Source organism: Bacillus sp. FSL K6-0069 (assembly GCF_038007785.1).
Classification (GTDB): Bacteria; Bacillota; Bacilli; order Bacillales; family Bacillaceae_G; genus Bacillus_A; species Bacillus_A mobilis.
Genome location: NZ_JBBOXN010000001.1, coordinates 1,294,723 through 1,318,878, shown reverse-complemented (window position 1 = coordinate 1,318,878; position 24,156 = coordinate 1,294,723). Strand labels below are relative to the sequence as shown.

Here is a 24,156-nt window from a genome sequence, read left to right as displayed (position 1 = left end):
TCTCTTATTTTTTCTCTTTTCCCTTCTTAGGATAAATTAGGTAATTTTAAAGCCTATGAATTTTTTTCCATCTTTTTTCTCGCAAAATCTATGCTACGATGAATTTGTCAGTCAGACAGGCTGTCAAAAACAAATCGTGTGAAAACAAATTAAAACTTTACATAGGGGGACACACATCATGAAAAAGCGTGTTTTATTATCTGTAGCTGCTGCAACAGCTCTTACATTAGGAGTATCTTCTCTAGATGCACAAGCTGCAACAGTACAACCATCTAACATAAAGGTTCAAAATATTCAGCATTCAAAAGTAATGATGAAGCAAATGAGCCAACAAGAATTACAAGCATTCTTACAATCTATGGGCGTAGAATCATTAGCACAATGGCAACAAGGAAACTTCCAACCAAATTGCTATATTCCTGGTCAACAACCTACTGAAAATGTTGTAACTGAGCAACCAACAGCTAAGCCAGAAACTCAAAAGCCTGCTGAGCAAAAACCAGTTGAGCAAAAGCCTGCTGAAGAAGTTCAAAAACCAGAAGCTCAAAAACCGGCTGAAAACAACAATACTCAAAAACCGGCTGAACAAAAACCAGCTGAGCAAAAGCCTGCTGAAGAAGCAAAATCTTTAAGCGAGTTCGAACAACGTGTTGTTGAATTAACAAACGCTGAGCGTGCAAAACAAGGTTTATCAGCTTTAAAAATCGACACTGAATTAAGCAAAGTAGCACGTATTAAATCTGAAGATATGCAAAAAAACAACTACTTTGATCATAACAGCCCTACTTACGGATCTCCGTTTGACATGATGAAGAAATTTGGTATTTCTTATAAATCTGCAGGTGAAAACATCGCTCAAGGCCAACGTACACCTGAAGAAGTAGTACAAGCTTGGATGAACAGTGCTGGACACCGTGCAAACATCTTAAATAACAGCTTCACTCACATCGGTGTTGGCTATGTAGAAAGCGGCAACTACTGGACACAACAATTTATTACGAAGTAAATAGATTAAAAGAGTCTTCTCATAATGAGAAGACTCTTTTTTACGTTTCATAACTTTCTATTATGTATGAGTACATTATGTAAAACATAAACAAAATAGAGCCACAGCTTATTACACTAAGTAACACGTAAAATCCCCACTTCAAGTCCAAAAACAGTGAAAACAATATACTACATGCCATCACTTGAAAAATCCGCCTACTCACTAAACGAATTTTTTGTAATTTAATTGGGTCTTTTTTCGTACTCTTAACTGTTTTAAAGCCTTTACTAAGCATAAAAAGAAACATACTAATTCCAATCGTTAGTCCTGTCTGAAAGGCTATCCTACTTCCAAAATTAATAAAGAGAATGAGCATATGGATAAACACCATAAATAAAGTAATCGTCTTTAGAAATCCACTTATAATGACATGCTCACCTTCATTAAATTTATATATATTATGTGAAATAATATACACGAAGCCATGTAAAAAAATAATAAGACAAGGAATAAATGCTATAACAACTTGTTTACTCATAAACTCGTTCGGCTCACCATTTTCATTCCAATGTATTGCCATAAGATTCGGTAAATATGGATAGAGGCATAGAGTAACTAAAAGACAAGCGAAAAATATTCCTAATATATATTTATATTTGATCAAGTGATTCTCACCTCTCTTTTCTCTTAACGGCTTCGCTTCTTTTAGAGAAATTCCTGCAAAAATCTACTTTTCTCAAACTTAACCCTACACTTTACGCATTCATTCTTTGAAATTCTTTCATTGTATTATTTAATTTTGCAGGAAATGGTACATCCACTTCGATCTCTTCTTTCGTAATTGGATGTAAGAAATGAATCTTCATCGCATGTAATGCTTGCCCTGCCATATGTTTCGTTTGTCCGCCATATAATACATCTCCAACTAATGGATTACCATGATAGCTCATATGAACACGAATCTGATGAGTTCTACCAGTTTCTAATTGTAACGTTACGAGCGTAACATTTTGTTTTTTAAAATACTTCTCTATTTCATAATATGTGATTGCTTGATCTCCTTTTGGAGAAACACGTCGTCTCGTCGCATGATGACGATCTCTTCCAATCGCTGCGTCAATGGTTCCTTGCTTACCTTTTACTTTTCCTTCCACAAGCGCCGCATATGTTCTTTTAATTTTTCGTTCCATTAATAAACGATCCATAATTGCACCAGCAATTCTATGTTTAGCAAACACGACACCGCCTGTCGTATCTTTATCTAACCGATGAATATGACGAACCTTCGTCTCTAAACCTTGCATTTGAAAATGAAAGGCAACAAGGTTTGCAAGTGTTCCCGTTCCACCTTTTTCAGCAGGATGTGTATCCATCTTCTCAGGCTTATTTACGATGAGTACGTGATCGTCTTCATATACTACATGTAATTCACCATATTCAGGCTCTACATCGTATTCTTCCTCCACAAACATATGAACTTGCAACTTATCGCCTTCTTTTAAAAGCTCATTCCATCTTCTTTGTTCCCCGTTAACGGTAACACCTTTTTCCATACGAAGCTGATGTAACAACTTTTTCGGTATTTCCCATTCTATTTTTAATAACGAATCAATACTTATGCCGTTCCATTTCGCTGGAACAGTAATTTCGCACCATTCGCCCTTTTTCTTCGTTTCCATACTGTATCACCTTATTTCTATTGATTCTCTCATTGTAACGGAAAATACATTTTGATGCACCGTCAAAAATAGAGGACAGTCTTATAGTAGACTGCCCCTCACGCTCTACGCCTTTTCATTTCCTGCAATACTTCTTCCGCTTTTTGCTCATACGATAAATCTTTAAAGAAATCCGCCAATCTTTTATAATCATTATACGTATCTAATAAATCATCCATCTTTTCTACTTTCATCACGTGTTGTTTTTGCTTCATTTTTACTGGATAACGATAGCCCGATACCTCTTGTATTTTGTAATACTCATCCTCTACTTGAATGACCTTTACAAGTTCCTCCTCTTCCGCATCCATCGTATATCCATCAAAATCTCTCAGTAATTCATAAATAATATGAGTCCATTCATCTTTTGGATAAAATCCTTTTTCTAATCGATAACCGACAATGCGATACATATGCCCATCGTTTTCTGCAAACTGTACTGTATCATTTAGCTTAAACTTAAAATAACGAAACATTGCCTTCACCTACTTATATGTAATCTTCTTATCACATACTATTTGCAAAATGTAGGCCTTGCTATTCATAAAAAAATACTCATCTTATAGATGAGTATTTTTTACGATGATTTTTCTCTTTTCTTTCGAAATGGTAACCACCAGTTCCAGTCTCCAAACAATTTCATTAAACTTGGTACGAGCATAAGACGAATAATTGTTGCATCAAGGAATATCGCTAATGCAACGCCAAGCCCCATTTGCCTTACTGGTAGAATATCAGTAAAGGCGAACGCACCAGTTACAACAATCATAATTAACGCAGCTGATGTAATGATCCTACTTGTTGACACAAGTCCTTCTAACGTTGCTTGATCATTATCTCCTGTTTCTTCATACAATTCATGAATACGTGAAATAAGAAAGACTTCATAATCCATGCTAAGCCCAAATACGAGACCGAAAATGAAGATTGGTAAGACAAATAGAACCGGACTCGCTTCTAAACCAAAATGCCCACCTTCAAATAACCAAACAACAATTCCGATTGTTGCACTTAAACTAAGTATATTCATAATAATTGCCTTAATCGGAATGAGTATAGATCTGAATGCAAATAATAATATAACAAAGGTCGATCCAAATATAACAGACATACCAATTGCAACTTTATCTTTAATTTCATCTTCTAACTCTTGTTGGAACGTCGTCATCCCACCTAAATAATACGTAACATCTGTTTCTTTATAATTTTGTTTAAAATCACGAACCCACTGTTTAGCAGTTTCAGTACGTGGTTTCGTTTTTAGAAAGACTTCTATCGTCGTCTTATTCCCTTTTGTATATGCTTCAAATACAGGAGCTAGTTTCGCTGCTTCTGGCGACGCTAACATTCCAGTAACTTGATCTGCTTTCATACCTGTTAACCCGTCATATAAACTTCTTACTTCATGCACTTTCTTATCATCTTTTAACTTTTGAACGACTTCTTCAACCTTTTGTAAACTTTCTTTTTCTTTTATATCTTTTTTCGTCTCTACCACTAACGTAACATCAGCATGTGTTTTTGCCGTTTTATTAAATGCTTCTTCATACTTCTCATATGCAATTCTTGTATCGCTTTGTTTAGGTAGAGCTTCCACGTCAGGGAACTGCAAATTAGCTGTCCGTAATGGTAATAAGCAAATAACAATAAATGTTGTAACGACAATAATCATCGCAATTGGATGTTTCATTACAAATTGTGCAAATTTACGCCACGCCTTTGCCGGTGTATGTGCTACTTGATTCTTTTTTAATATTCGTTTCCCAATTAATGATAATAGCGCCGGAAGAAGTGTGAGTGAAAATAAAATACTCATAATCACAACAATCATTCCGCTAATTGCGACAGACTGAATATAATCAATCTTAAAGAAAAACAAACCGGATAATCCAACAAATACACATAATCCTGAAAATACAATTGCACGCCCTGCTGTCTGATATGTAATTGCTATCGCTTCTTTTACCGTTCGCTTTGCAACTTCCTCTCGAAAACGATTTACAAATAATAGCGCAAAATCAATAGATAGCGCAAGTCCAATCATCGGTGCAACATTTAACACAAAGATAGATAGTTCCTTATCGACACCTATAAAGTATAATATGCCCATCGTACTAATAACACTAAGTGCCCCATTTACAATTGGTAAAATAGATGCCAAAAGGCTACCAAATGAAAATAGTAATACGAGAAATGCAATCGGTAACCCAATCATTTCTGCTACTTTTAAATCATTTTGCGTTCTTTCATTAATCTCTTTATTAATTTTTGGAAACCCTGTAGGCGTTACTTTTAACGCTGCATTACTTTCCTTTTCGATTTTATCAGCAAATTGTAATGTCTTTTCCATTCGTTCCTTATTTGTTTTCCCGGAAAATAAAATTGTCGCATAACCGATATCATCTTGTAACATTTCTTTATTTTGCACTGGGTGATGGAAAGATTCATAAGTCTCTTTCTCTTGTATATTTTTTACAACTCCCTCTACTTGCTTTTGAAATTCTTCATGTGAAACACCTATATTTTTTTCAAAAACGAGTAAAAGTGTATCTTGAGACCGCTTAAAATCTTTATCTAAAATTTCTTTCGTTTTTTGATAGTCCCCTTCTGTTTGGAAACCGTCACCACCTAATACTCCTGGTAGCTTTGGAGCAAAAATACCAAGTGCGATCGCAAGCAATAGTAATGCTACAATTACTGTATAACGAAACTGATACAAAAAAGCTCCTAACTTCCCCCACTTATCTACTTTATGTACATTTGTCTTCACACATTTTCACCTACTTTAAATAATTCAATTGTCATTTATACTGTATCACATCTTCGGACAAACAAAAAACGTCTAGAAACACTATAATGATAGTTTTTCTAGACGTTTTTTATCCCGCTTTAATGGGCAGTAAGACCCCCACCTCAAAATTCAGCGAAAGCAAAGAATTTAGGCGGGTGATGAAGAAACCCCCCACTGATTAAAGTTTCACTTTATCTCTCTTTATTAAGCCCCAATCTCTCGGTAAGTAAACGATGACAGTAAATCGCTATAATTAACAAAATACCACCTACGCAATAACCAGCTAAAATATCAGTTGGATAATGTACATTTAAAATAACTCTGCTTAACCCAATCGATACAATGACTATTCCCATCAAGATCGTTATACCATATTTCCCTGTTACACTCTTCAGATTTGCCGCAATGATATAAGCCAGAAACCCGAATGTCATAATAGATAACATTGCATGCCCACTAGGGAAACTATATCCAAGTGCATCCAATGCTTCATTTAACGACGGACGTTCTCTTTTCACAATTTCTTTTATCCCTTTATTCACAAGATGCGTTATTAAAATACCAACTGGATACACGATCATCGCAGCATAATAACGTTTTCTCCAAAAAACAAGTAAACTTATAACGAGCGTAGTTACGATCCCAATTGCAGACCCTACTTTTGTATAGTATGAGAAAAATGTAAGCGAATCTTCTGTTTGTAATCCTTTTACTAACCCTCGGACATATGTATCCATCACTGTAACGCCACCCACATGTACTCGCCAAGCAACAATGCCAAATACAGCAAGTAATAAAACGATACATACTACCTCATATTGATATAACTTCTTGTTCAAACAATTTCCTCCTACTATGAAAAAATGCGATTTCTACTTTAGAAACCGCATTTTCTTACTTATTTACCTTTTGTTTTTAACTCTGTCCAGTAACGATCATAGTCTTTTAGCTTATCGTCTACATCAACAAGCCATTCTGTACGATCTAATTCCTCTTTCGTTAAGAAAATCATATGGTTTTCACGATATTCTTTACTATGTAGAGGATGAGCTTTTTCATTAGGATTACTGTATCCAATTGACTCGTAGTTTTTCACACTTACTTTTTCATCTAATAAGTAGTTCATAAACTTCTCTGCAAGCTCTTTGTTTTTCGCACCTTTTGGAATCGCTAACGTATCAGCCCAAATTGTGCCACCTTCTTTTGGTACAACGTACTCTACATCTTTATTATCTTTTGCGATAAATGCTGCATCTCCAGACCAAACTGTTCCGATCCAAGCATCTTCTGTAATGAATTTTTGTTTAATATTATCTGTATCAAATGCTAATAAGTTTGGAAGTAGCTTCTTTAAATCATCTGCTGCTGTCTTTAACTGTGCATCATCTTTCGTACTGTTTGAAAATCCATGCTTTTTAAGACCCATTCCTAACACTTCACGAGAATCATTTAATAAAGTTACATGCCCTTTATATTTCTCATTCCATAGGTCAGCCCAGCTTGTAGGAGCTTCTTTCACATACTTTTTATTGTATGCAATCCCTGTTACACCCCAAGTATATACTAAAGAATATTTATTCTCTGGATCAAACGCAGGTGTTTTGAAATTAGAAATCATATTTTCGATATTTGGGATATTCTTTTTATCTAACGGCGCTAATAAGTCCATTTTTGCCATTGTTTTAACCATGTAATCAGATGGCTGAATTAAATCATACTTCGCGCCACCAGCTTGTAATTTCGCAAGCATTTCTTCGTTACTTGCATACTTATCATAGTTAACTTTCACGTTATATTTCTTTTCAAAATCTCTTAGCACTTGCTCATCAAAATTGTCAGCCCAGCTATAAATGTTTAATTCTTCTTTCTTTTCACCACAACCAGCAAGTACACCGGCAACAAGGCTAAAGCTAATTGCTGCGCCGGCTAATCTTTTCATTAATTTCATCGGTTTATTACCCCCTCGTACTTTCTATATCGTTCGTATTATAAAGGAAGGTGTCCTCCAGAGTTTTCTTCACCATCTGCACCTTTGTTACGGAAGATTTCAGATAAAACCATTAATCCTACGATAGCTACAATTAAAATTGTAGAAAGTGCATTAATTTCTGGTGATACTCCGCGCTTAACCATACTGTAAATGTATAATGGCAATGTTGTTGATCCTGGTCCTGATACGAAGAAACTAATTACAAAATCATCAATTGATAATGTGAATGTTAATAATGCAGCTGAAATAACTCCTGGTGCAATTGCTGGGAACGTTACATAACGGAACGTTTGCCACGGCGTTGCTCCTAAATCATTTGCAGCCTCTTCTAAATCACGTCCCATACCAGAAAGACGTGCTGCTAAAATAACGACAACAAATGAAATACTAAATGTAATGTGCGCAATAATAATTGTTGTTTTGCCAAGTTCCATACCTAATTGACTAAATAAGATAAGTAAAGATAATCCCATTAAAATATCAGGAATTAAAATTGGTAAATACACAAGACCGTTAATAGCCCCTTCATAACGATATTTATAACGATGTAATGCAATTGCAAAAATCACACCAAGAACTGTCGTTACAATCGTCGTTACGATCGCAATCGTCATACTATTTACAAACGCATCAATAACATCTTGCTTTTGAAATAAATCTGTATACCAATGAAGTGTAAAGCCTTCCCATTCCGCATTAATGCGAGAATCATTGAAGGAATATACCATTAAAACCATCATTGGAAAATACAAGAACAATAAAATTAACCAAGAATAAGAAACTAAAAACTTCTTCATCTTTGCCTATTCCCCTCCGTTCCCATCATATTTATATACTTTCGTTGCACGATAATATAAGTAAATTAACAGAACAGAGAATAGAACAACAATCATAGATAACGCAGATCCAAACGGCCAGTCACGCGCTCCTAAGAATTGATTTTGAATTACGTTTCCGATTAATGCTACCTTCGATCCACCCATAACGTCTGATACAACAAACATTCCGATAGAAGAAACAAACACTAAAATAGAACCAGTAGCAATCCCTGACATCGTCATTGGTACTGTTACATTCCAAAATGCCTTTGCTGGTGTTGCACCTAAATCATAAGCTGCTTCTAGCTTACGCTTATCAAGCTGCTCAATCGCTGCATACACCGGTAAAATCATAAATGGTAATAAAGAATAGACCATTCCGAGTACTACAGAAGGTGTATTATATAGTAAATTTAAAGGTTCACTAATAATACCTAGTTTCAATAGCAATGTGTTTACAAGACCTTGTGAACGTAAAATAACAATCCATGCGTATGAACGAACAAGGAAGTTAATCCAAAACGGGATCGTTGCCAATAATAAAAGAATGGAACGATATTTACGATCAACAATTGTAATTGTATATGCAAATGGATAACCAATCAGTAAACATAGTACTGTCGTAATAACCGCAATTTTCACTGTTTCCCATAACGTCCCCATATATAATGGGTCAAACACACGCGCTATGTTCTCTAATGTAAATTGCATTTCCACTGTCCCATATGCCCCGCGCTGCATAAAGGCAAATGCCAATACAAACAGAAGGGGAATTAGGAAGAAGATTAACAGCCACGCGACTGTCGGTAGTGCGAGTAATTTCCCTTTTTTCAATTTAAGGTCACCTCGTCCTCTTGCTCCCAGCCTACGTATACATTATCTCCAATGCTCCACTGCGCTGCTTCTTCAGCAGTTTGATATGCCATTAGTAATTCTGATGTTTTCTCGTCACGTACATACAGCTTTTCCATATTTCCAACAAACTCAACGTCTTCAATATGTCCAAGATGGTATTCTTTTAAAATCGGCTCTTCAACCGAACGTACCTTTACGTTTTCAGGGCGAATTGCTACATAGCCTTCCCCGTTTTTCACAATATTATTTTCACCGATAAATGTCGCAACGAACATTGTTTTCGGCTTATTGTAAATTTCTTTCGGCGTTCCAATTTGTTCAATATGTCCTTTATTCATAACGACAATGCGATCACTCATGCTCATCGCTTCTTCTTGATCGTGTGTTACGTATATGAACGTAATTCCTAAATTACGTTGTAAGTTTTTCAATTCACGTTGCAAATCTTTTCTTAACTTAAAGTCTAACGCTCCAAGTGGCTCATCTAGTAATAATACACGCGGGTTATTTACAATCGCTCTCGCAATTGCTACACGCTGCTGCTGTCCACCAGAAAGCTTTGCAGGTTTACGATTACGGAACTCAAGTAACTGCGTTAAACGCATTGCCTCTTCAGCACGCTCTTTCTGCTCTGCTGCCGGTACTTTCTGCATTTTCATACCGAAACAAATATTTTTCTCCACATTCATATGTGGGAATAGCGCATAATGTTGGAACACTAAGTTCATATGACGCTTATATGGCGGCAAATCGTTAATCTTTTCATCATCTAATAAAAGATTCCCTTTAGTTGGCGTTTCAAAACCTGCGATCATACGAAGTAACGTTGTTTTCCCGCAACCACTCGGCCCTAAAATCGTTAAAAATTCCCCTTCTTTAATGTCTAAAGAAAGAGGTGGGATAATCACTTGATTTCCAAAATGTTTTTCTACTGCTTCAACTTTAATAATCTTTTTCATTTTCCCGTCCTATCTACCTTAAATTTAAATTTTTATATTCATGAATAAATATTTATGTTCTATAGACTATTTTTTGTTTCGATCCAAACAAAAACGATTGTTTAGCAGCGTTCTCTTCTATTCTTTATGTAGTATGTTTGATTCATTTTCGCACGATACATGTGTCGAACAGAAAAACCCCTTCCATTGCGAAGGGGCTATTATCATACGGCTACGCCTACTGATAAACACCATCATCATTTTAACAACTTTCGTATGAATTTTAAAGCACTTTTTGTAGAAGAGTAACGAATTTTCATATCGAATGCCGTAGATTGGGCTAAAATGCTTTTATAATGTGAAAAAGTCCGAAAACTTTCTTCCCCATGATAACTACCTAATCCACTACTTCCGACGCCTCCAAAAGGTAAATATGGCGTTGCAAGATGATAGACAACATCATTAATACAGCCTCCGCCATATGAAATATTACTCGTCACCTTCTTTTGTACTTCTTTATCTTCAGAAAATACATATAACGCTAACGGCTTCGGATGTTGCTGAATTGTGCCAATTACCTCTTCTATGTTGTCGTATTCTATAATTGGTAAAATCGGACCAAAAATTTCATCTTCCATAACAGTACTTTGCCATGTAACATTCGTTAACACTGTTGGTTCTATATGTAACGTTTCTTTTTTATAGTTCCCGCCGATTACCGTTTTACCATCTTTCAAAAATGTACATAAACGTTCAAAATGACGTTCAGTCACAATTCGTACATAATTGTCGTTGTTCAGTGGATTTTTTCCATACTGCTCCGCAATTTCGTGTCGTAATGCCTCGATTAACTGTTCTTTCACCGAAGTATGCACATACATATAATCAGGCGCTACACACGTTTGCCCTGCATTTAAAAATTTCCCCCACACAATTCTTCTTGCTGTTACATCTATTTTTGCATCTTTATGTACAATACATGGGCTTTTTCCGCCAAGTTCTAACGTGAGTGGTGTCAACCGTTTCGCTGCTGCTTCCATCACAACTTTTCCAACGCCGACACTACCTGTAAAGAACATATAATCAAACGGTTCCTTTAACAATTCCGTACTCTCTTCTACACCGCCTTCTACTACCGCTACAAGCTCTTCTTCGAATAATTCCTCTAACATTCTCGTAAGTACTTTGGAAACGTTTGGCGTTAGCTCTGACGGCTTTAAAATGATTGTATTTCCAGCCGCCAGCGCTCCTACAAGAGGTGCAATTGCTAATTGAAACGGATAGTTCCACGGTGCAATAATAAGTGTCACACCGTACGGTTCAGGCACGACTTTCCCCTTTGATCCAAAATGAGTGAGTGCTGTTCGAACTCGCTTCGGTTTACTCCACGATGAAATATGCTTCAATTGAAAAGAAATTTCTTTTAATACATATCCAACTTCCGTTGTAAACGACTCATGAACTGACTTATTTAAATCTAATTTCAATGCCTGAAATATTTCTTCTTCAAAGCGCTGAATGCCTTTATAAAGCTTCTTCAAATTATTCTTTCTCACTTCTATACTTCTCGTATGGCCATTATAAAAATATGCCTTTTGTTTATTTACAATAGAAGAAACACTCATTCATTCACCTTCTCCCACTATTTTTATCCAATTCTTTCATTATTTATATAGACTTCATATATAATAAATTTCTATTCGTAAAGTTACATTATATATAATTTTTTCTTGTATATAAAATTCATTGCTCACAAAAAAACTACCGAAAGAAAATCTTTCGGTAGTTTTACTGTATTAACGATATAAACGAACAGCACCTGCAGAATTATCATCGGCTTGTCCTACTACTTCAAACTTCAGGCCAAGATTCGGTAAAATACGTCCTGCATCTGGAATCTGTTTGTTAATATACGTTTTCGAATCATCAAACTTCGGTACGCCTGCTAAGCCATTATACGTATACGTTCCGCGCGTTGGAGATACAACTTTCCAAGCTGGCGTTTTATCGAATGAGAACGCCGCATCAGCGATTTGGAATCGTGTACTACTTGCCACTGTTGGTTTACCATTTAAATTTCCAACAATTGCTTCTGGATGAGAATCAACTACGCCAAGGAAACCATGTCCTGGATGTAAACCAACCCAGTTATCTGTATAAGCTGAGTCTGCATACCATACAACCATACCTGTGTTGTATTCTGGACCGCGAGCATATTTCAATGCGTTATCTGAACCAGCATAGTTTCTCCACTCTACATAATAGTTATGTTTTTTCTTCTCTGTTCCATTAGATACAGCGAATCCATCTAATTTGAACTGCGGTGTACCTTCTGCATCATCAGAGAATACTACTTTACCGTCTACATTTAGTGATGCATTATCAAGTAGGAAACCGTTTAATGCTAAACCACCATCTGTAATGTACTCAAATGTTAATTTTACTTTCTTACCTTTGAATTGACTTAAATCGTATGATTTGTCAATCCATTTTCCATTTGTTGAATGTGCATTGCCACTATTTGCTTTCTCACCAAGTTTTTCGATTAATGTTTGTTGGCCATCTTCTGTTACAGCATGCACTTCAAGGAAATCATACTCTGCTTCAATTTCATACAATGACTTGAAATCGAATTTCGCAGTCGTTGCATTTGTCAAATCGAACAGCGGCGTCTCCATTTTTGTGTGAAGATTGTCACCTTTTGTGCTGTAGTAATACTGCTTACCAAATGCTGGCGCAATTGTTTTTATATCTTTATCTGGTAAGTTAACACGAATCATACCTGGTCTTGCTGATTTTGTAACACTTTGGTCTAAATATGTTGCTAGACCGATACCTTTATTTAATTTCTCGTAATCTACTTCTACGATATTTGCCCAGTTACCACCGATTGTTTTTTGGAAAAACTCTTTATTTTGCGGTGAGAAACTTGTTGGCGTTGTTCCTGCAATGTTACCCGCCCAGCTTCCGCCACTCATAACAGACCAAGCTTGAATTGGTTCACCGTCACCAGTATAGTCTGTATCATACTCATCTGGAAGACCTAAATCATGACCATATTCATGTGCGAATACACCAACTGCGCCATCTTCTGGTTCAATTGTGTAGTCGAATGCTGCAATCTTTCCGCCCCAATATGGAACTTTAGCTTGTGTGCCTTCAATTGGGAATGGTTTTGGTCCAACAGTCCAGCGATGTGACCAAATTGCATCGTCACCTAATTTACCGCCGCCTGCTTCTTGTCCAACACCCGCATGGATAATCATTAAGTGATCGATTAAACCGTCCGGTTGTTTTTGATTTCCATCGCCATTTACATCATATTGATCGAATTGGTCAAACTCTGATAAATCAATACCGCTATCTACAGCAGCTTTTAATGCATCTTTTACTAAATCACGTGGTCCTTTTGGTCCTTTATTATCATGACCTGTCGCACCATCTGCACCGTAATCAGCAGCTTTACCAGGAACTGTTAACCATTTTGTAACTGTTCCGTCTACTGTATAACTACCGCCAGATTGCTCTTCGTAATATTGTTTAAACGTTTCGATTTTGCTTCCATCCTCTAATGCGAATGGCTCATTACCGAATAACATTTTTTCATAGTGTTCTTTGTTAAAATCGTCAGTATACATATAACCAGGTTCTTTATCAATATTGTTATGCTTAAAGTCAGCGTACTCTACAAGTAAAACGAGTACTTTATCTTTACGAACTTCACCGTTATATTCTTTTCCCTTTGCTGGAGAAGTTGGTACTTTACCATTTAGACCACCCTTAACTGGACCTGTCGCTGCAGGTGTTCCTGTTGCTGGTTTGTCTAATTTTTCTTTCGTATCTGCTTTCGCATCTTTCACTTTCTTTAAAAAGTCAGATGCTTCTTTCGTAAGTGGGTCCCCATTTGATACTTCTTTCCCAGGATTTTCACCCTTTTTGTTCTCTACGTATTTTTCGACAGCTTTCTTTGTTTCTGTCTCTGAAGCCTTCGAATCAATTACCCCACGTTTTTTTAGCGCATCTGCTAAACGTTCTTCCGGAATTAAATGATCATCAACTGGGCTCGTAGCTGTCTTATTTACAGGTGTTTCAGCATATGCAGACTGGCCACCTGCTCCGAATGAAAGACCTAATACAGCTGTCAAAGCAATTGATGATAAAACTTTGAACGGTTTCTTGTTCATCCCTTATTTCCTCCCCTAATAAATAATATGTATTACAAATTGAATTTTATTAAAAATTCAATATTTTTTCAATATTTAGTCATATTATGTAATGTTTTTAATATATTTGTAAAAATTCCATAGTTAGCATACGAATATATCACAATTCAACAATGTTTTCTGAAAATATTGAAAGTTTCTATCGAACAATTTATAATTTCCATAGAGGGAGTTTAATGGGGATTTTATCTTTGTTTCATCTACACAATATTTGATAATTCGATGCATAAAACACAAAATTCGATTGCATTATCATGTATTCTGTAGCAGCAATTATGACCGATAATTAGGGAGGAATTATACTTGTACAAAGATAAGACAGACGCACTGGATCAAGAATGGATTGATTTAATACTTGAAGCTCTAGACGCTGGTATCGCCATGCAAGACATCGAGCAATTTTTCCAACGTATGAAGCCATCAAGTCAGGCTCAATAGGTTTGTTCTTTTTAACGAAGTTTATGTTATAATAATGACATCATAAGACGACGACATATTGATAGAAAGGTGCGCAAATATGATTGGAGAACGTATAAAACGCCTTCGTTTACAAAAAGGTATTTCATTAACTGAACTTGCCGAAAAAGCTGGCGTTGCTAAATCTTACATTAGTTCTATAGAACGAAATTTACAAAAAAACCCTTCCATTCAGTTTCTTGAAAAAATCTCAGCAGTTCTACAAATTCCAGTTGATACTCTACTTCATGATGAAACAACAAAGGAAAATCATTTAGACTCCGAATGGACACAACTCGTTAAAGATGCGATGAGCTCAGGTGTCTCCAAAGAACAATTTCGTGAATTTCTTGAATTTACAAAGTGGAAGCACGATCAAAAATAATAAATAGAAAGAAGTGCTTACAACCGGCACTTCTTTTTTCTTTATAAAAAAAAGCGGGGGATACCCGCTTTTTTATTATCTTTCTTCGCCATCTTTTTGCTTAGCATTAAATGTCCATTCTAAGTTTAATGCATCACCTTGGAATTTATTTTGATCCTTGTCATTCTCTACGAACTCAAATTCCACCCATAAGTAATCTTCATCACCAGCTGCTAAACCACCGTTTTCTGTCCACTCAGGAGAAAAGATTTCTTTCGCTACTACATCTGGATTTGCATCTTTTAAGTCTGCTAATGTTGTTTCATATACAGGCTGACTTCCTTTATCCCAATTCCAAATGAATTTCACATTAATGTGCTTAGCAAAATCTTCTCCCGCGTTATCGCCTTTAGCATCCGTTATGTCATACGTTGTCCCTAGTTTAATCTCTTTAATATCTAACGTTCCACCGTTCTTTAATACGAACTCTTTCTTAACAGAATCCCCTGGTTTTAAATCTTTAATATCTACAAGCGTTTTAGGGTTTAATGTAAGATCTAACGTCCCAGCTGCAAATGTATTATTTGATACTTCTTTATCGCTAAAGAATGCAAACGTTCCTCCACCAATTAAAGATAACCCCAGTGCTGCTGATGCAACTCCCATACCTAATTTCTTTTTCAGACTCACAATCAATTCCCCCTAGCTGTTTTTTTATATTTTTGTCTCTTATTTTTCAATAAGAGATATAAAGAAAACTATATTAGCTTAGCTAATTTTTTGTTCTCTTTTAAAAACCTTAAGTTCATTATAACGAACAACACTCTAGAAATACAACAAATATTTATTGATATTTTCAATTATTTTTATTTCTCAATATTATTTTGATTTTTCTGAATTCCTCCGTGTATATTTTAAGACACGGAATAAGTGCGAGGGAAAATACTCCCTCACACTCATATACATCATTCTTTTTTATAACAGGAGTCACTTTATATTGACAGCTTCTCATTATGAGTTCCTTATTCAGGATTTTTAGCGGTCTCTACTTGTTTCTGCTCTTCTACTTTCTTCTGCTCTTCTACTCTCTTCTGCTCTTCTACTCTCTTCTGCTCTTCTACTCTCTTCTGCTCTTCTACTCTCTTCTGCTCTTCTACCTTCTTCTGCTCTTCTGCTTTCTTCTGTTCTTCTACCTTCTTCTGCTCTTCTGCTTTCTTCTGTTCTTCTGCTTTCTTCTGTTCTTCTACCTTCTTCTGCTCTTCTGCTTTCTTCTGTTCTTCTTTTTCATTCTGTTTCTTTACTGTTTCATCTTTTAATAGTTGTTGTAGAGCCTGAATTTGTCCATCAATGGCTTGCAAACTAGCTTCTTTCACAATATAATCGCGCTTCTCTTTTATACTGCGAAAACCTTCATTCACATATACGGCCACTTGTTGAATCGATTCACTTTTATTCACTTTTAATTCTTCTTGTATTTGATTATAAGGAGCTTCTATTGCAGTATATACATTTTGCAGCGCTTCCTCTTCAGAAGCAATTTTCTCACGTCCTTGTTGCCATACTACAATTGCCTGTTCTATTTCTTCTATAGAAGTTACTGTCAGCTTCCCCTTCATTTCTCCATACTCATGTTCAATAGACTGTTTATGTTTCTCAGCTTCCTCTTTTAACGTATCAACTGTTTTTGGAAATATAATCGCTGTAGAAAAAGCGGCTTCCACTTTCGTTTCATGAATAAATGCAGCTTCTGTATACGTCATTATTTGAGAGCCTAAATAAAACGTAATAGAGCACATACAAGGCAATATAAGCATCTTTTTTAATTTGCGAGGTGTTTTCAGCATCTTAATCTCTCCCATCGAACAAGATGTTCTCTATACAGAACGTTATTTTTATTATAATAAAGAACGATACAAAATGATAGCTATATACTAGAAAAATAGAAAAAGGACTATCCATTTGATAGCCCTTTTTCATATTATTTTGCTTCACCTTCTGTTTGTTGTGCATCAAACGTCCAAGTTAAATTTAGTTTATCGCCTTGGAATTCATTTTGGTCTTTCTTTGTATCATTAACAAATTCGAATTTCACTGTGAATTTATCAGATTTACCTGCTGAAATACCTTTTTCATCCCAGAACCAAGCAGCTAAATCATTATCTACCGCTGTAAGTGTGTCACCCTTCAACTTATCTAGCGTTGTTTCTTTTACAATTGTTTCATGCTTGTCTACATTTTTTAAGAATGTTACTTTAATATGTTTACCAAAATCATCTTTATTGTCGCCCTTCGCATCTTCTACCTTATAATCTGTTTTCAATAGAACCTTTTTAATATCTAAAGATCCTTTATTTTCTAGTTTAAAATCTCTTTTAATTGTATCGCCAGGTTTTAAATTCGATACATTAACAACTGTTGTTGGATTGATTGCTAAATCAAGTGTACCAGCCGCAAATGTATTGTTTGACACTTCTTTATCACTGAAAAATGCAAATGTTCCTCCGCCAACTAATGCAGCTCCTAATACAGCTGATGCGATACCCATACCTAATTTTTTCTTTAAAGTCATGTCCATATCCCCTTATTCTATATATTTGTTAACTTCCTAAACGGAATGTATAACCAAACGAACTAGACGGATTGTTCTACTTTTTTCTCTTTCTTTTCTCCGTCAATACTACGAATCGCGCCAAAAATAGAAATCGCGGAATAGCCTAGTAAAAAGACCCCTGGAATAATAAGAAGCAATGCAGCTCCAGCCTTTGAACTAGCATAATTTAATGCATACCCTGCATAAGGAACTGTAATATCTGCATATTTCCCAATGACATTCTCCGCACGTACTGGTTCTAAATCAGGTCCGTTGTTGTTATCCCCTTTTGTTTCATACGTTACTTTTCCATTTGTATCTTTCACACCGATAATACGGTGAGTGATAATTTTTTCATCTTTCTCTTTAAAGGTAATAACATCACCTTTTTGATATTTAGAACCATCTTTCGTCGGCTCTATCGCAATGATTGATCCTGTTAAAAATGTCGGTTCCATCGATCCTGATAACACTGATTTAAATTGATATCCCATCACTGTTGGATCTCCGCCACTCGCTTTTGACGAAATAACTACAAAAGCTAGAAAAACCATTAATGCAAATAAAACAAATGAGATAACGTTGCTAATCACTTTCCAAATTAATTTCATCGTCTCTCTCCCTCTCCGTTGTTTTATATTATTTGGAGTATATAATACTCAATTCGTTCTCTAACAAGAACACAACTAAATAATATAACGAACGATACATAAATGCAATAAGAAAATTTACAATTATTAGTTATTTTTAATATATAAAAAAGACTGTGACAAAGTCTCTTCACAGCCTTTTAACTAGTAATTTATTTTTCTTCTGATTTCATTCCTTTTGTATTTCGGCGTAGCACTACAAATAAAATGGCTCCAAATAGTACAGCGGCGCCTATCCCAATGCTTATTATTTTCACATTTGATTCATTTACTTCAGGCTCAGCCGTATCTTTTTTAGGCATCACAAAAGTAACATTTTCTTTTGAAAGAACATTTATCGTCGCAATTGTTTGATTATTTTTAGTAATGTCAACTGCACCAACTACCTCACCACGATGAATTCCTTTATGATATAAAGAATCTTTATCTAATGAGGCCGCACGGAAAATCGTCCTCACATTTTTTCCTTCATCTTTCTTAAGCATAAGCTCTGCACTTTTTTCAAGCTCGCTATCGATATCTTTATTTAAATACGTTGCCTTTTGATGCCAGCTATGTTTATCTAGTACAGTTTGCTTCACAAATTGACCGAAAGAATAGTCCGCCATCTGCTTCAAATCTTCATAAATTTCAGGTCTTTGAGAAGCCATTACTACATTTATAATACGATTTCCATCCTTCTCATTTAATAAAACGAGTGTATTGCGCGCTTCATTTGTAAAACCCGTCTTCCCGCCAATGCTATATGGATTTTCAAAATAAGTAGACTTGTTAAAAATAGACACCGTCTGCCTAGATGTCGTAACTGTCGTTCTTTTCGTATTCATCGCTTGCAAAATTTCAGGATACTTTTGCACACCTCTCGTAATCATAGCCATATCAAATGGTGTTGTATAATGATTCGGATCATGCAATCCATTTGGTGTGACAAAGTGACTATCTGTAGCCCCTAATTGCTTCGCTTTCTCATTCATCATATGAGCGAAATTCTCAACACTTCCGCCAATATGCTCTGCAATCGCATACGACACATCATTCGCACTCAGTACCATTAAAATCATGAGCGCAGTATTACGATTAATCGTCTCACCAGGTTGAAACTCAATTTGATAATTACTCTTCTCTTGATCTAATGCTAATTGTGAAAACGTAAATTGATCCTCTGGCTTCGTATGCTCCATAAGTAAAATTGCTGTTAACACTTTCGTCATACTCGCTGGAAATGCGCGATGATGTGCATTTTTGTCATACAAAACATCTCCTGTTTTCGCATCAATCGTAGTTGCAAACTGACTAAAAACATTCGGTCCTTCCGCAGGTGGTGGTGCCACTTGCTCTGGATTCACTCCAACATTCGTCTCAGCACGTAACGTCATAGGTGTCAAAAAAAATAAACAAATAACGGTAATAAAAGCCAAAATTTTCTTAAAATTTACCATATGACTCTCCCTTTTCACTCTACTCTCATAGCTAAAAAACTGAATCTACCAATCTATATGTAATTTGTATTAAATTGGAAGAACATTCACTGTTTTTTACTATATCATACTTTTACGATAAAGAACATAAATATACAATAAAAAATAAGAAGGAATTACTCTTTCTTATCCTTCTCATCAATCAATGAATCTATTAAATTTTGACTAGCTTCCTCGGGTGTAATCTCATCTGTCATCCCCATAAACGACCAGCCTTTAGAATCGACCCACTCAACAAACTCTTGTAAAAACTCATCATGTGTAACATCCACATCAAGAATCGAGCCATTAATCGAAATCGTTCTATTTCTAGATACACGCATCTTGAACGTTTTCCTTACCATTACAATAATTCTCCCTCTACTTCTGAATAATTATAAAGTGAAACTTTAATCCGTGTAGGGTTCTTCATCCCCACGGATTATTAGTTGAACCAATCGGGCTTTTACGGGCAGTTGATCCCCCACCTAACCTCTTTGCTTTCGCTGAGTTTTGAGGTGGGATCTTACCGCCCGCAAATAGCGGGGTAAAATAATCTTGTATCTCTGTTATACATGATTTTGAGTAAATTGTAAAAAGGATATATTGGCCAGTTTGCATATTGAAACTGAAAATCTATCACCATGCAAAAATATGAAACGATATGTAATTGCTCATAAATGACTGAATAGATCCATATAAAAACAAAACAACTTCCATTTTATCACACCAAATACAAATGACTTTCTTACAATAGAATATACTAGAAGAAAACGTAACATGAGGAGGAACTCTATGGCGCGTTGTACGTATTGTAAAACGAAATGGACAATAAAAGACGTATGGTCGATACTCGTGACATTTGAAAAAGATTGCCCGTATTGTTTTGGGAGGCAGTATGTATCAAAGAAAACAGTGAACGCTATGCCAGAACTTATAAGTTTACCTTTACATTTCGTATTCCCTTTTCTTGTCGATTTAAGTGATGAGGATCCTTTGGATTGGTATCGAAAAAAATAATATAACCGCTTTATTCGAACCGATTTTTCATTATATTCTCTACTTATGTATTCCTTAATACACTACTAGCATAATTCCAGTTACTTTCCCTTCAAAAATTAAATATAAAAATATTGTAAAATTTCAGTTAATTTTATATAATTGCTTTAGCATAAAGATTAAAGATGCTGTTACATATACATTTTTGAAGATCCCGTAGCTCAGCAGGGAGAGCGCCACCTTGACAGGGTGGAGGTCGTGAGTTCGAGCCTCTCCGGGGTCATATCCTATTGTATCAACTGTTGATAATTTCATATTTTGACCAAAACTATCGGTGAGCACCGCTCAAGTTTTGATTGAAGCTCCTCCTTTAACTCTAAATGAGAATGAAGGAGGTTTTTTTATGTCTTTAACATACTTCACTGAAAAAGAAATCGTAAAAAAACGACAACCCCACAAACGAAAAACTAGCAAAATTTCAAAAGAAGATTCTGTTGAACGTGTATTCGAAAGATTTGTTGATAGCAAAGTTAAACAGAATTTACGCCCCAAATCATTGAATCAATTCCTTCTTATGTTTAATAGTATTAAAGCATTTCATGAAACACAAAATGCTCAAACATTTTATATGACTGACATTACAACAAACTTCATTTCCGACTGGGTCTACTGGTTAAAAAATGAATATGTACGTTTTGATGGTCATGCTTACGTGCCTGAAAGTGCTCAAACTGTTGGATTAGCGGATGAAACGATTTCCAGTAGAATCAAGCGTTTGAAAACATTCATCAATTGGTGTTTACGTCAAGAAATCATCAGCAAAAATCCATTCAATAAATTTGAAGGATTTCGTAAAGATAACACACAAATTGATATTCTCTCAGTTGATGAATTAAACAACTTATTGAAAGTGGCGAAATCGTATTCTAATAAGAGTTTCAAACATTTTCGTGATTACGTATTATTACACCTTCTCGTTGATGGCATGTTTCGTATCACTGAAGCATTGTTATTATCGCCATCAGATATTGACCATACAAATCGAGCGGTAATTATTCAATCCAATAATGCCAAATCACGCAAAACCCGTACTGTACCATTATCCAAAAAAACATATCGTTTGCTTATGCAATTGCTCGAAGAAAATGAAGCATTTGAAGATGATGTTGATGATTTAATTTTCCTATCATTAAGCGGTCGTATGTTAAGTAAAAACAATGTATTACGTGATATGCGGAAATACGCCATCGAAGCAAAAATAAAAAAACGCTTCTATTTACATTTGATACGTCATTCAGCGGCTACACATTATTTATCATCTTCTGGTGACGTTGAATCATTGAGGAAAATCCTTGGACATGCTGACTTACGAACAGTGCTCATATATAGCCATTTAGCGGATACCACCGTTCAAGAGAAACATGCTACTCATGGATTTTTCGGAAGTGAAAATGTAATCAATCGTAAACGAAATAATAGAAGGAAATAAAAATAAAACCGTCTACTCCCCCACCGACCAAAGTTTGGGATTAAACGGTTCACGACAAATCCGAGAAGGACTTGCTTATTTAATTGTAGCAAAGTTTCTTCTCCATGAAAAGGAGAATACTACATGTGTATTAAAAATGAAATCAACCACATTCAGAAACGTTTGCTTGAACGACTGAACGTTAAAAACCGATCCACCTTGTTTACTATTATCGAGGCAATTTCACAACAAGCATACGCAAAAGGCTCATTCGTAGTATCACAAAAGAACTCTACCCTTGCAATTAAATGTGGTGTTACCGCTTCTACTATTTCACGTAACCTAAAGAAAATTAAGGACAAATGTGCTGATTTAATTCAAATTGAACAAAATCGTAATGTATCAGAACAGTTTGCTTCACTAGTATTTACGCTGATTCCACAAGCCAATAGTAAAGAAAATTTACGATTAAATGATGAACCGCAAACGGTAGTGTCAAACGGTGAACAAACGGAGCAATGCAATGATAGTGCGGAATTTCATGATATTGCTGAATCGCCTTCTAAAAGTTTTTCTAATCATTCCATAGTTTATTTTTCTAATCCTAATAAAGTTATAGATACTAGTATTGTTAAACAAGAGGACGTTATACAAAACGAAATTATTCATGATGAATATGTGTATGCACGTAAAAACGGAATCAGTAGGAAATTGTTCCTAAAGGTGATTGATGGAATTAAAAATAAACGTGGAATCAATAGTTTGCGGGCTTATATCCGTGGAGCAATCAATAATGTAATACACCATATTTCATTCCGTCGTGGAGAAAAAACATATGATAATCCAATGAATCAATTCTTTTATGAATGGCTGCACGAATAAAACCGTATAGTACCTAGAACTTGCCAACTTAATAATATATATAAGATGGTACTTTAGAGGTATTTAGCGAATAATAAATGCAATTTACAAAATATGTATTGAATATTAATATTCAACGAACAGTCGTTTGAATGACATTTTTTCCTTAATGTGGTAATAATGATATATGCCATATAAGAGGTGATATGTATGCCATCTGAAGAAGAATATGAATGTATGACAATCGCTGAATGTTTAGGAGAATATAGTAAATTAATGAAGATGTTTAAAAAGCGTGGTGCTACGAGGACAAATAATTTTGTGGGAGACATGGGAGAAACTGTGGCAATTGAACATTACTGTAATTCGCCACACCTACCAAATTTGCGTATGGTGGAAATAGGAATGAAACACATAGATGCCATTAGTGATACAAATGAACGTTATAGTATAAAAGCCACACGTACCAAAATGACAGGAGTGTTTAATGGTCTCAATGACCCTGACTCCGATATGCCACAGGAACAACTTTTCGAATACGCCATTATTGTATTATTTGATGAAGATGTTTCGCTACAGGCAATATACCAATTGGACTGGCATTCGTTTTTATCTCTTAAACGTTGGAACACATCTAAGAGAACATGGTATTTAACCGTTAGCAACGCATTAAAGCGCAAATCCAAAATAATATATGAACGATAATATACATAAACAAAAAAAATGACCACACACCAAATAAATGATGTGTGGTCGTAGCAACATATACCTGAATTTGTTATTCACTATCTCGAACCGAGTTTGTTTACGGAAGATTGATATGGATTACATTGTTTGGGAAGGCAAACAAATGCAACTTATACTACTATTATAGGGGATGGATCGGGTTTGTAAGGAAGCCACATAAAAAAAGTTAAAACTTTTTTCATATGTTTGCTTTACAATCGAAAACAATCCACTACAATAGCATTGTGAAAAGAAATTGACCTT

The 24,156-nt window shown here is 35.4% G+C and carries 24 protein-coding genes and 1 tRNA gene; 8 read left to right on the top strand and 17 right to left on the bottom strand.

The features are described 5' to 3' along the window. Window positions 1-178 precede the first annotated feature (178 nt). Window positions 179-1,006, top strand: coding sequence for a CAP domain-containing protein (locus MHB74_RS06785; RefSeq protein WP_061678839.1), 828 nt, complete (start codon window positions 179-181; stop codon window positions 1,004-1,006). A 40-nt stretch (window positions 1,007-1,046) separates the two neighbouring features. On the opposite strand, the gene MHB74_RS06780 is transcribed toward MHB74_RS06785, so the two are convergent. The 11 genes from MHB74_RS06780 to inhA1 form a co-directional block, all read right to left on the bottom strand. Beyond that, window positions 1,047-1,652 carry a DUF1648 domain-containing protein gene (locus MHB74_RS06780; protein WP_061678837.1) on the bottom strand — a complete coding sequence of 202 codons (606 nt, stop codon included), beginning with the start codon at window positions 1,650-1,652 and terminating at the stop codon, window positions 1,047-1,049. A 91-nt stretch (window positions 1,653-1,743) separates the two neighbouring features. Further along, a complete protein-coding gene (locus tag MHB74_RS06775) occupies window positions 1,744-2,667 on the bottom strand; it encodes an RluA family pseudouridine synthase (protein WP_061678835.1) in 924 nt (307 codons plus the stop codon). Window positions 2,668-2,765: 98 nt separating this feature from the next. Continuing rightward, on the bottom strand, window positions 2,766-3,182 hold the full coding sequence (locus MHB74_RS06770) for a hypothetical protein (protein WP_061678834.1): 417 nt from the start codon (window positions 3,180-3,182) through the stop codon (window positions 2,766-2,768). Between the two features lie 101 nt (window positions 3,183-3,283). Further along, window positions 3,284-5,476 (bottom strand): MMPL family transporter, encoded by a 2,193-nt coding sequence (locus MHB74_RS06765; protein WP_061678832.1) that lies wholly within the window; start codon window positions 5,474-5,476, stop codon window positions 3,284-3,286. A 212-nt stretch (window positions 5,477-5,688) separates the two neighbouring features. Continuing rightward, a complete protein-coding gene (locus MHB74_RS06760; RefSeq protein ID WP_061678825.1) occupies window positions 5,689-6,336 on the bottom strand; it encodes a phosphatase PAP2 family protein in 648 nt (215 codons plus the stop codon). Window positions 6,337-6,395: 59 nt separating this feature from the next. Continuing rightward, window positions 6,396-7,445 carry a spermidine/putrescine ABC transporter substrate-binding protein PotD gene (gene potD / locus MHB74_RS06755; RefSeq protein ID WP_061678820.1) on the bottom strand — a complete coding sequence of 350 codons (1,050 nt, stop codon included), beginning with the start codon at window positions 7,443-7,445 and terminating at the stop codon, window positions 6,396-6,398. 38 nt (window positions 7,446-7,483) lie between these two features. Then, a complete protein-coding gene (potC, locus tag MHB74_RS06750; RefSeq protein WP_061678819.1) occupies window positions 7,484-8,284 on the bottom strand; it encodes a spermidine/putrescine ABC transporter permease PotC in 801 nt (266 codons plus the stop codon). A 6-nt stretch (window positions 8,285-8,290) separates the two neighbouring features. Further along, window positions 8,291-9,139 carry a spermidine/putrescine ABC transporter permease PotB gene (gene potB / locus MHB74_RS06745; RefSeq protein WP_061678818.1) on the bottom strand — a complete coding sequence of 283 codons (849 nt, stop codon included), beginning with the start codon at window positions 9,137-9,139 and terminating at the stop codon, window positions 8,291-8,293. Beyond that, window positions 9,136-10,119 (bottom strand): spermidine/putrescine ABC transporter ATP-binding protein PotA, encoded by a 984-nt coding sequence (gene potA / locus MHB74_RS06740; protein WP_000720323.1) that lies wholly within the window; start codon window positions 10,117-10,119, stop codon window positions 9,136-9,138. Before potA ends, potB begins: the two co-directional genes overlap by 4 nt. A 236-nt stretch (window positions 10,120-10,355) precedes the next feature. Then, the gene (locus MHB74_RS06735) at window positions 10,356-11,723 is read right to left on the bottom strand and encodes an aldehyde dehydrogenase (RefSeq protein ID WP_061678817.1); all 1,368 of its coding nucleotides are present in this window, start codon (window positions 11,721-11,723) and stop codon (window positions 10,356-10,358) included. 171 nt (window positions 11,724-11,894) lie between these two features. Further along, complete coding sequence (gene inhA1, locus MHB74_RS06730; RefSeq protein ID WP_061678816.1) at window positions 11,895-14,282, bottom strand: M6 family metalloprotease immune inhibitor InhA1; 2,388 nt, start codon at window positions 14,280-14,282, stop codon at window positions 11,895-11,897. A gap of 342 nt (window positions 14,283-14,624) precedes the next feature. Between inhA1 and MHB74_RS06725 the strand changes: the two genes are divergently transcribed. Further along, entirely contained in the window at window positions 14,625-14,759 is a 135-nt protein-coding gene (locus MHB74_RS06725; RefSeq protein WP_000276219.1) for an anti-repressor SinI family protein, read from the top strand. Window positions 14,760-14,838: 79 nt separating this feature from the next. Beyond that, a complete protein-coding gene (locus MHB74_RS06720) occupies window positions 14,839-15,162 on the top strand; it encodes a helix-turn-helix domain-containing protein (protein ID WP_061678815.1) in 324 nt (107 codons plus the stop codon). A 75-nt stretch (window positions 15,163-15,237) separates the two neighbouring features. Here MHB74_RS06720 and MHB74_RS06715 read toward each other — a convergent pair whose 3' ends face one another. From MHB74_RS06715 to MHB74_RS06690, 6 genes are all read right to left on the bottom strand, one after another. Further along, window positions 15,238-15,831 carry a CalY family protein gene (locus MHB74_RS06715; RefSeq protein WP_061678814.1) on the bottom strand — a complete coding sequence of 198 codons (594 nt, stop codon included), beginning with the start codon at window positions 15,829-15,831 and terminating at the stop codon, window positions 15,238-15,240. Between the two features lie 332 nt (window positions 15,832-16,163). Beyond that, complete coding sequence (locus MHB74_RS06710; protein ID WP_081110304.1) at window positions 16,164-17,000, bottom strand: DUF4047 domain-containing protein; 837 nt, start codon at window positions 16,998-17,000, stop codon at window positions 16,164-16,166. A 119-nt stretch (window positions 17,001-17,119) separates the two neighbouring features. Further along, on the bottom strand, window positions 17,120-17,710 hold the full coding sequence (locus MHB74_RS06705; protein WP_061678812.1) for a CalY family protein: 591 nt from the start codon (window positions 17,708-17,710) through the stop codon (window positions 17,120-17,122). A gap of 62 nt (window positions 17,711-17,772) precedes the next feature. Continuing rightward, on the bottom strand, window positions 17,773-18,342 hold the full coding sequence (gene sipW, locus MHB74_RS06700) for a signal peptidase I SipW (protein WP_061678811.1): 570 nt from the start codon (window positions 18,340-18,342) through the stop codon (window positions 17,773-17,775). A 191-nt stretch (window positions 18,343-18,533) separates the two neighbouring features. Beyond that, complete coding sequence (locus MHB74_RS06695; protein WP_061678810.1) at window positions 18,534-19,820, bottom strand: D-alanyl-D-alanine carboxypeptidase family protein; 1,287 nt, start codon at window positions 19,818-19,820, stop codon at window positions 18,534-18,536. A gap of 155 nt (window positions 19,821-19,975) precedes the next feature. Continuing rightward, window positions 19,976-20,203: a hypothetical protein gene (locus MHB74_RS06690; RefSeq protein ID WP_000251865.1), complete on the bottom strand. Its 228-nt coding sequence runs from the start codon at window positions 20,201-20,203 to the stop codon at window positions 19,976-19,978. A gap of 430 nt (window positions 20,204-20,633) precedes the next feature. Here MHB74_RS06690 and MHB74_RS06685 point away from each other — a divergent pair, with 430 nt between their 5' ends. The 5 genes from MHB74_RS06685 to MHB74_RS06665 all read left to right on the top strand — a co-directional run bounded on the left by MHB74_RS06685 (window position 20,634) and on the right by MHB74_RS06665 (window position 23,871). Then, complete coding sequence (locus MHB74_RS06685; RefSeq protein ID WP_061678808.1) at window positions 20,634-20,858, top strand: hypothetical protein; 225 nt, start codon at window positions 20,634-20,636, stop codon at window positions 20,856-20,858. Between the two features lie 189 nt (window positions 20,859-21,047). Continuing rightward, window positions 21,048-21,120 (top strand) — tRNA-Val (locus tag MHB74_RS06680). A gap of 120 nt (window positions 21,121-21,240) precedes the next feature. Beyond that, window positions 21,241-22,326 carry a tyrosine-type recombinase/integrase gene (locus tag MHB74_RS06675; protein WP_270400922.1) on the top strand — a complete coding sequence of 362 codons (1,086 nt, stop codon included), beginning with the start codon at window positions 21,241-21,243 and terminating at the stop codon, window positions 22,324-22,326. A 123-nt stretch (window positions 22,327-22,449) separates the two neighbouring features. Then, window positions 22,450-23,187 carry a hypothetical protein gene (locus MHB74_RS06670; protein ID WP_061678806.1) on the top strand — a complete coding sequence of 246 codons (738 nt, stop codon included), beginning with the start codon at window positions 22,450-22,452 and terminating at the stop codon, window positions 23,185-23,187. A 189-nt stretch (window positions 23,188-23,376) separates the two neighbouring features. Next, complete coding sequence (locus MHB74_RS06665; RefSeq protein WP_061678805.1) at window positions 23,377-23,871, top strand: DUF6998 domain-containing protein; 495 nt, start codon at window positions 23,377-23,379, stop codon at window positions 23,869-23,871. The last annotated feature ends 285 nt before the right edge of the window (window positions 23,872-24,156 follow it).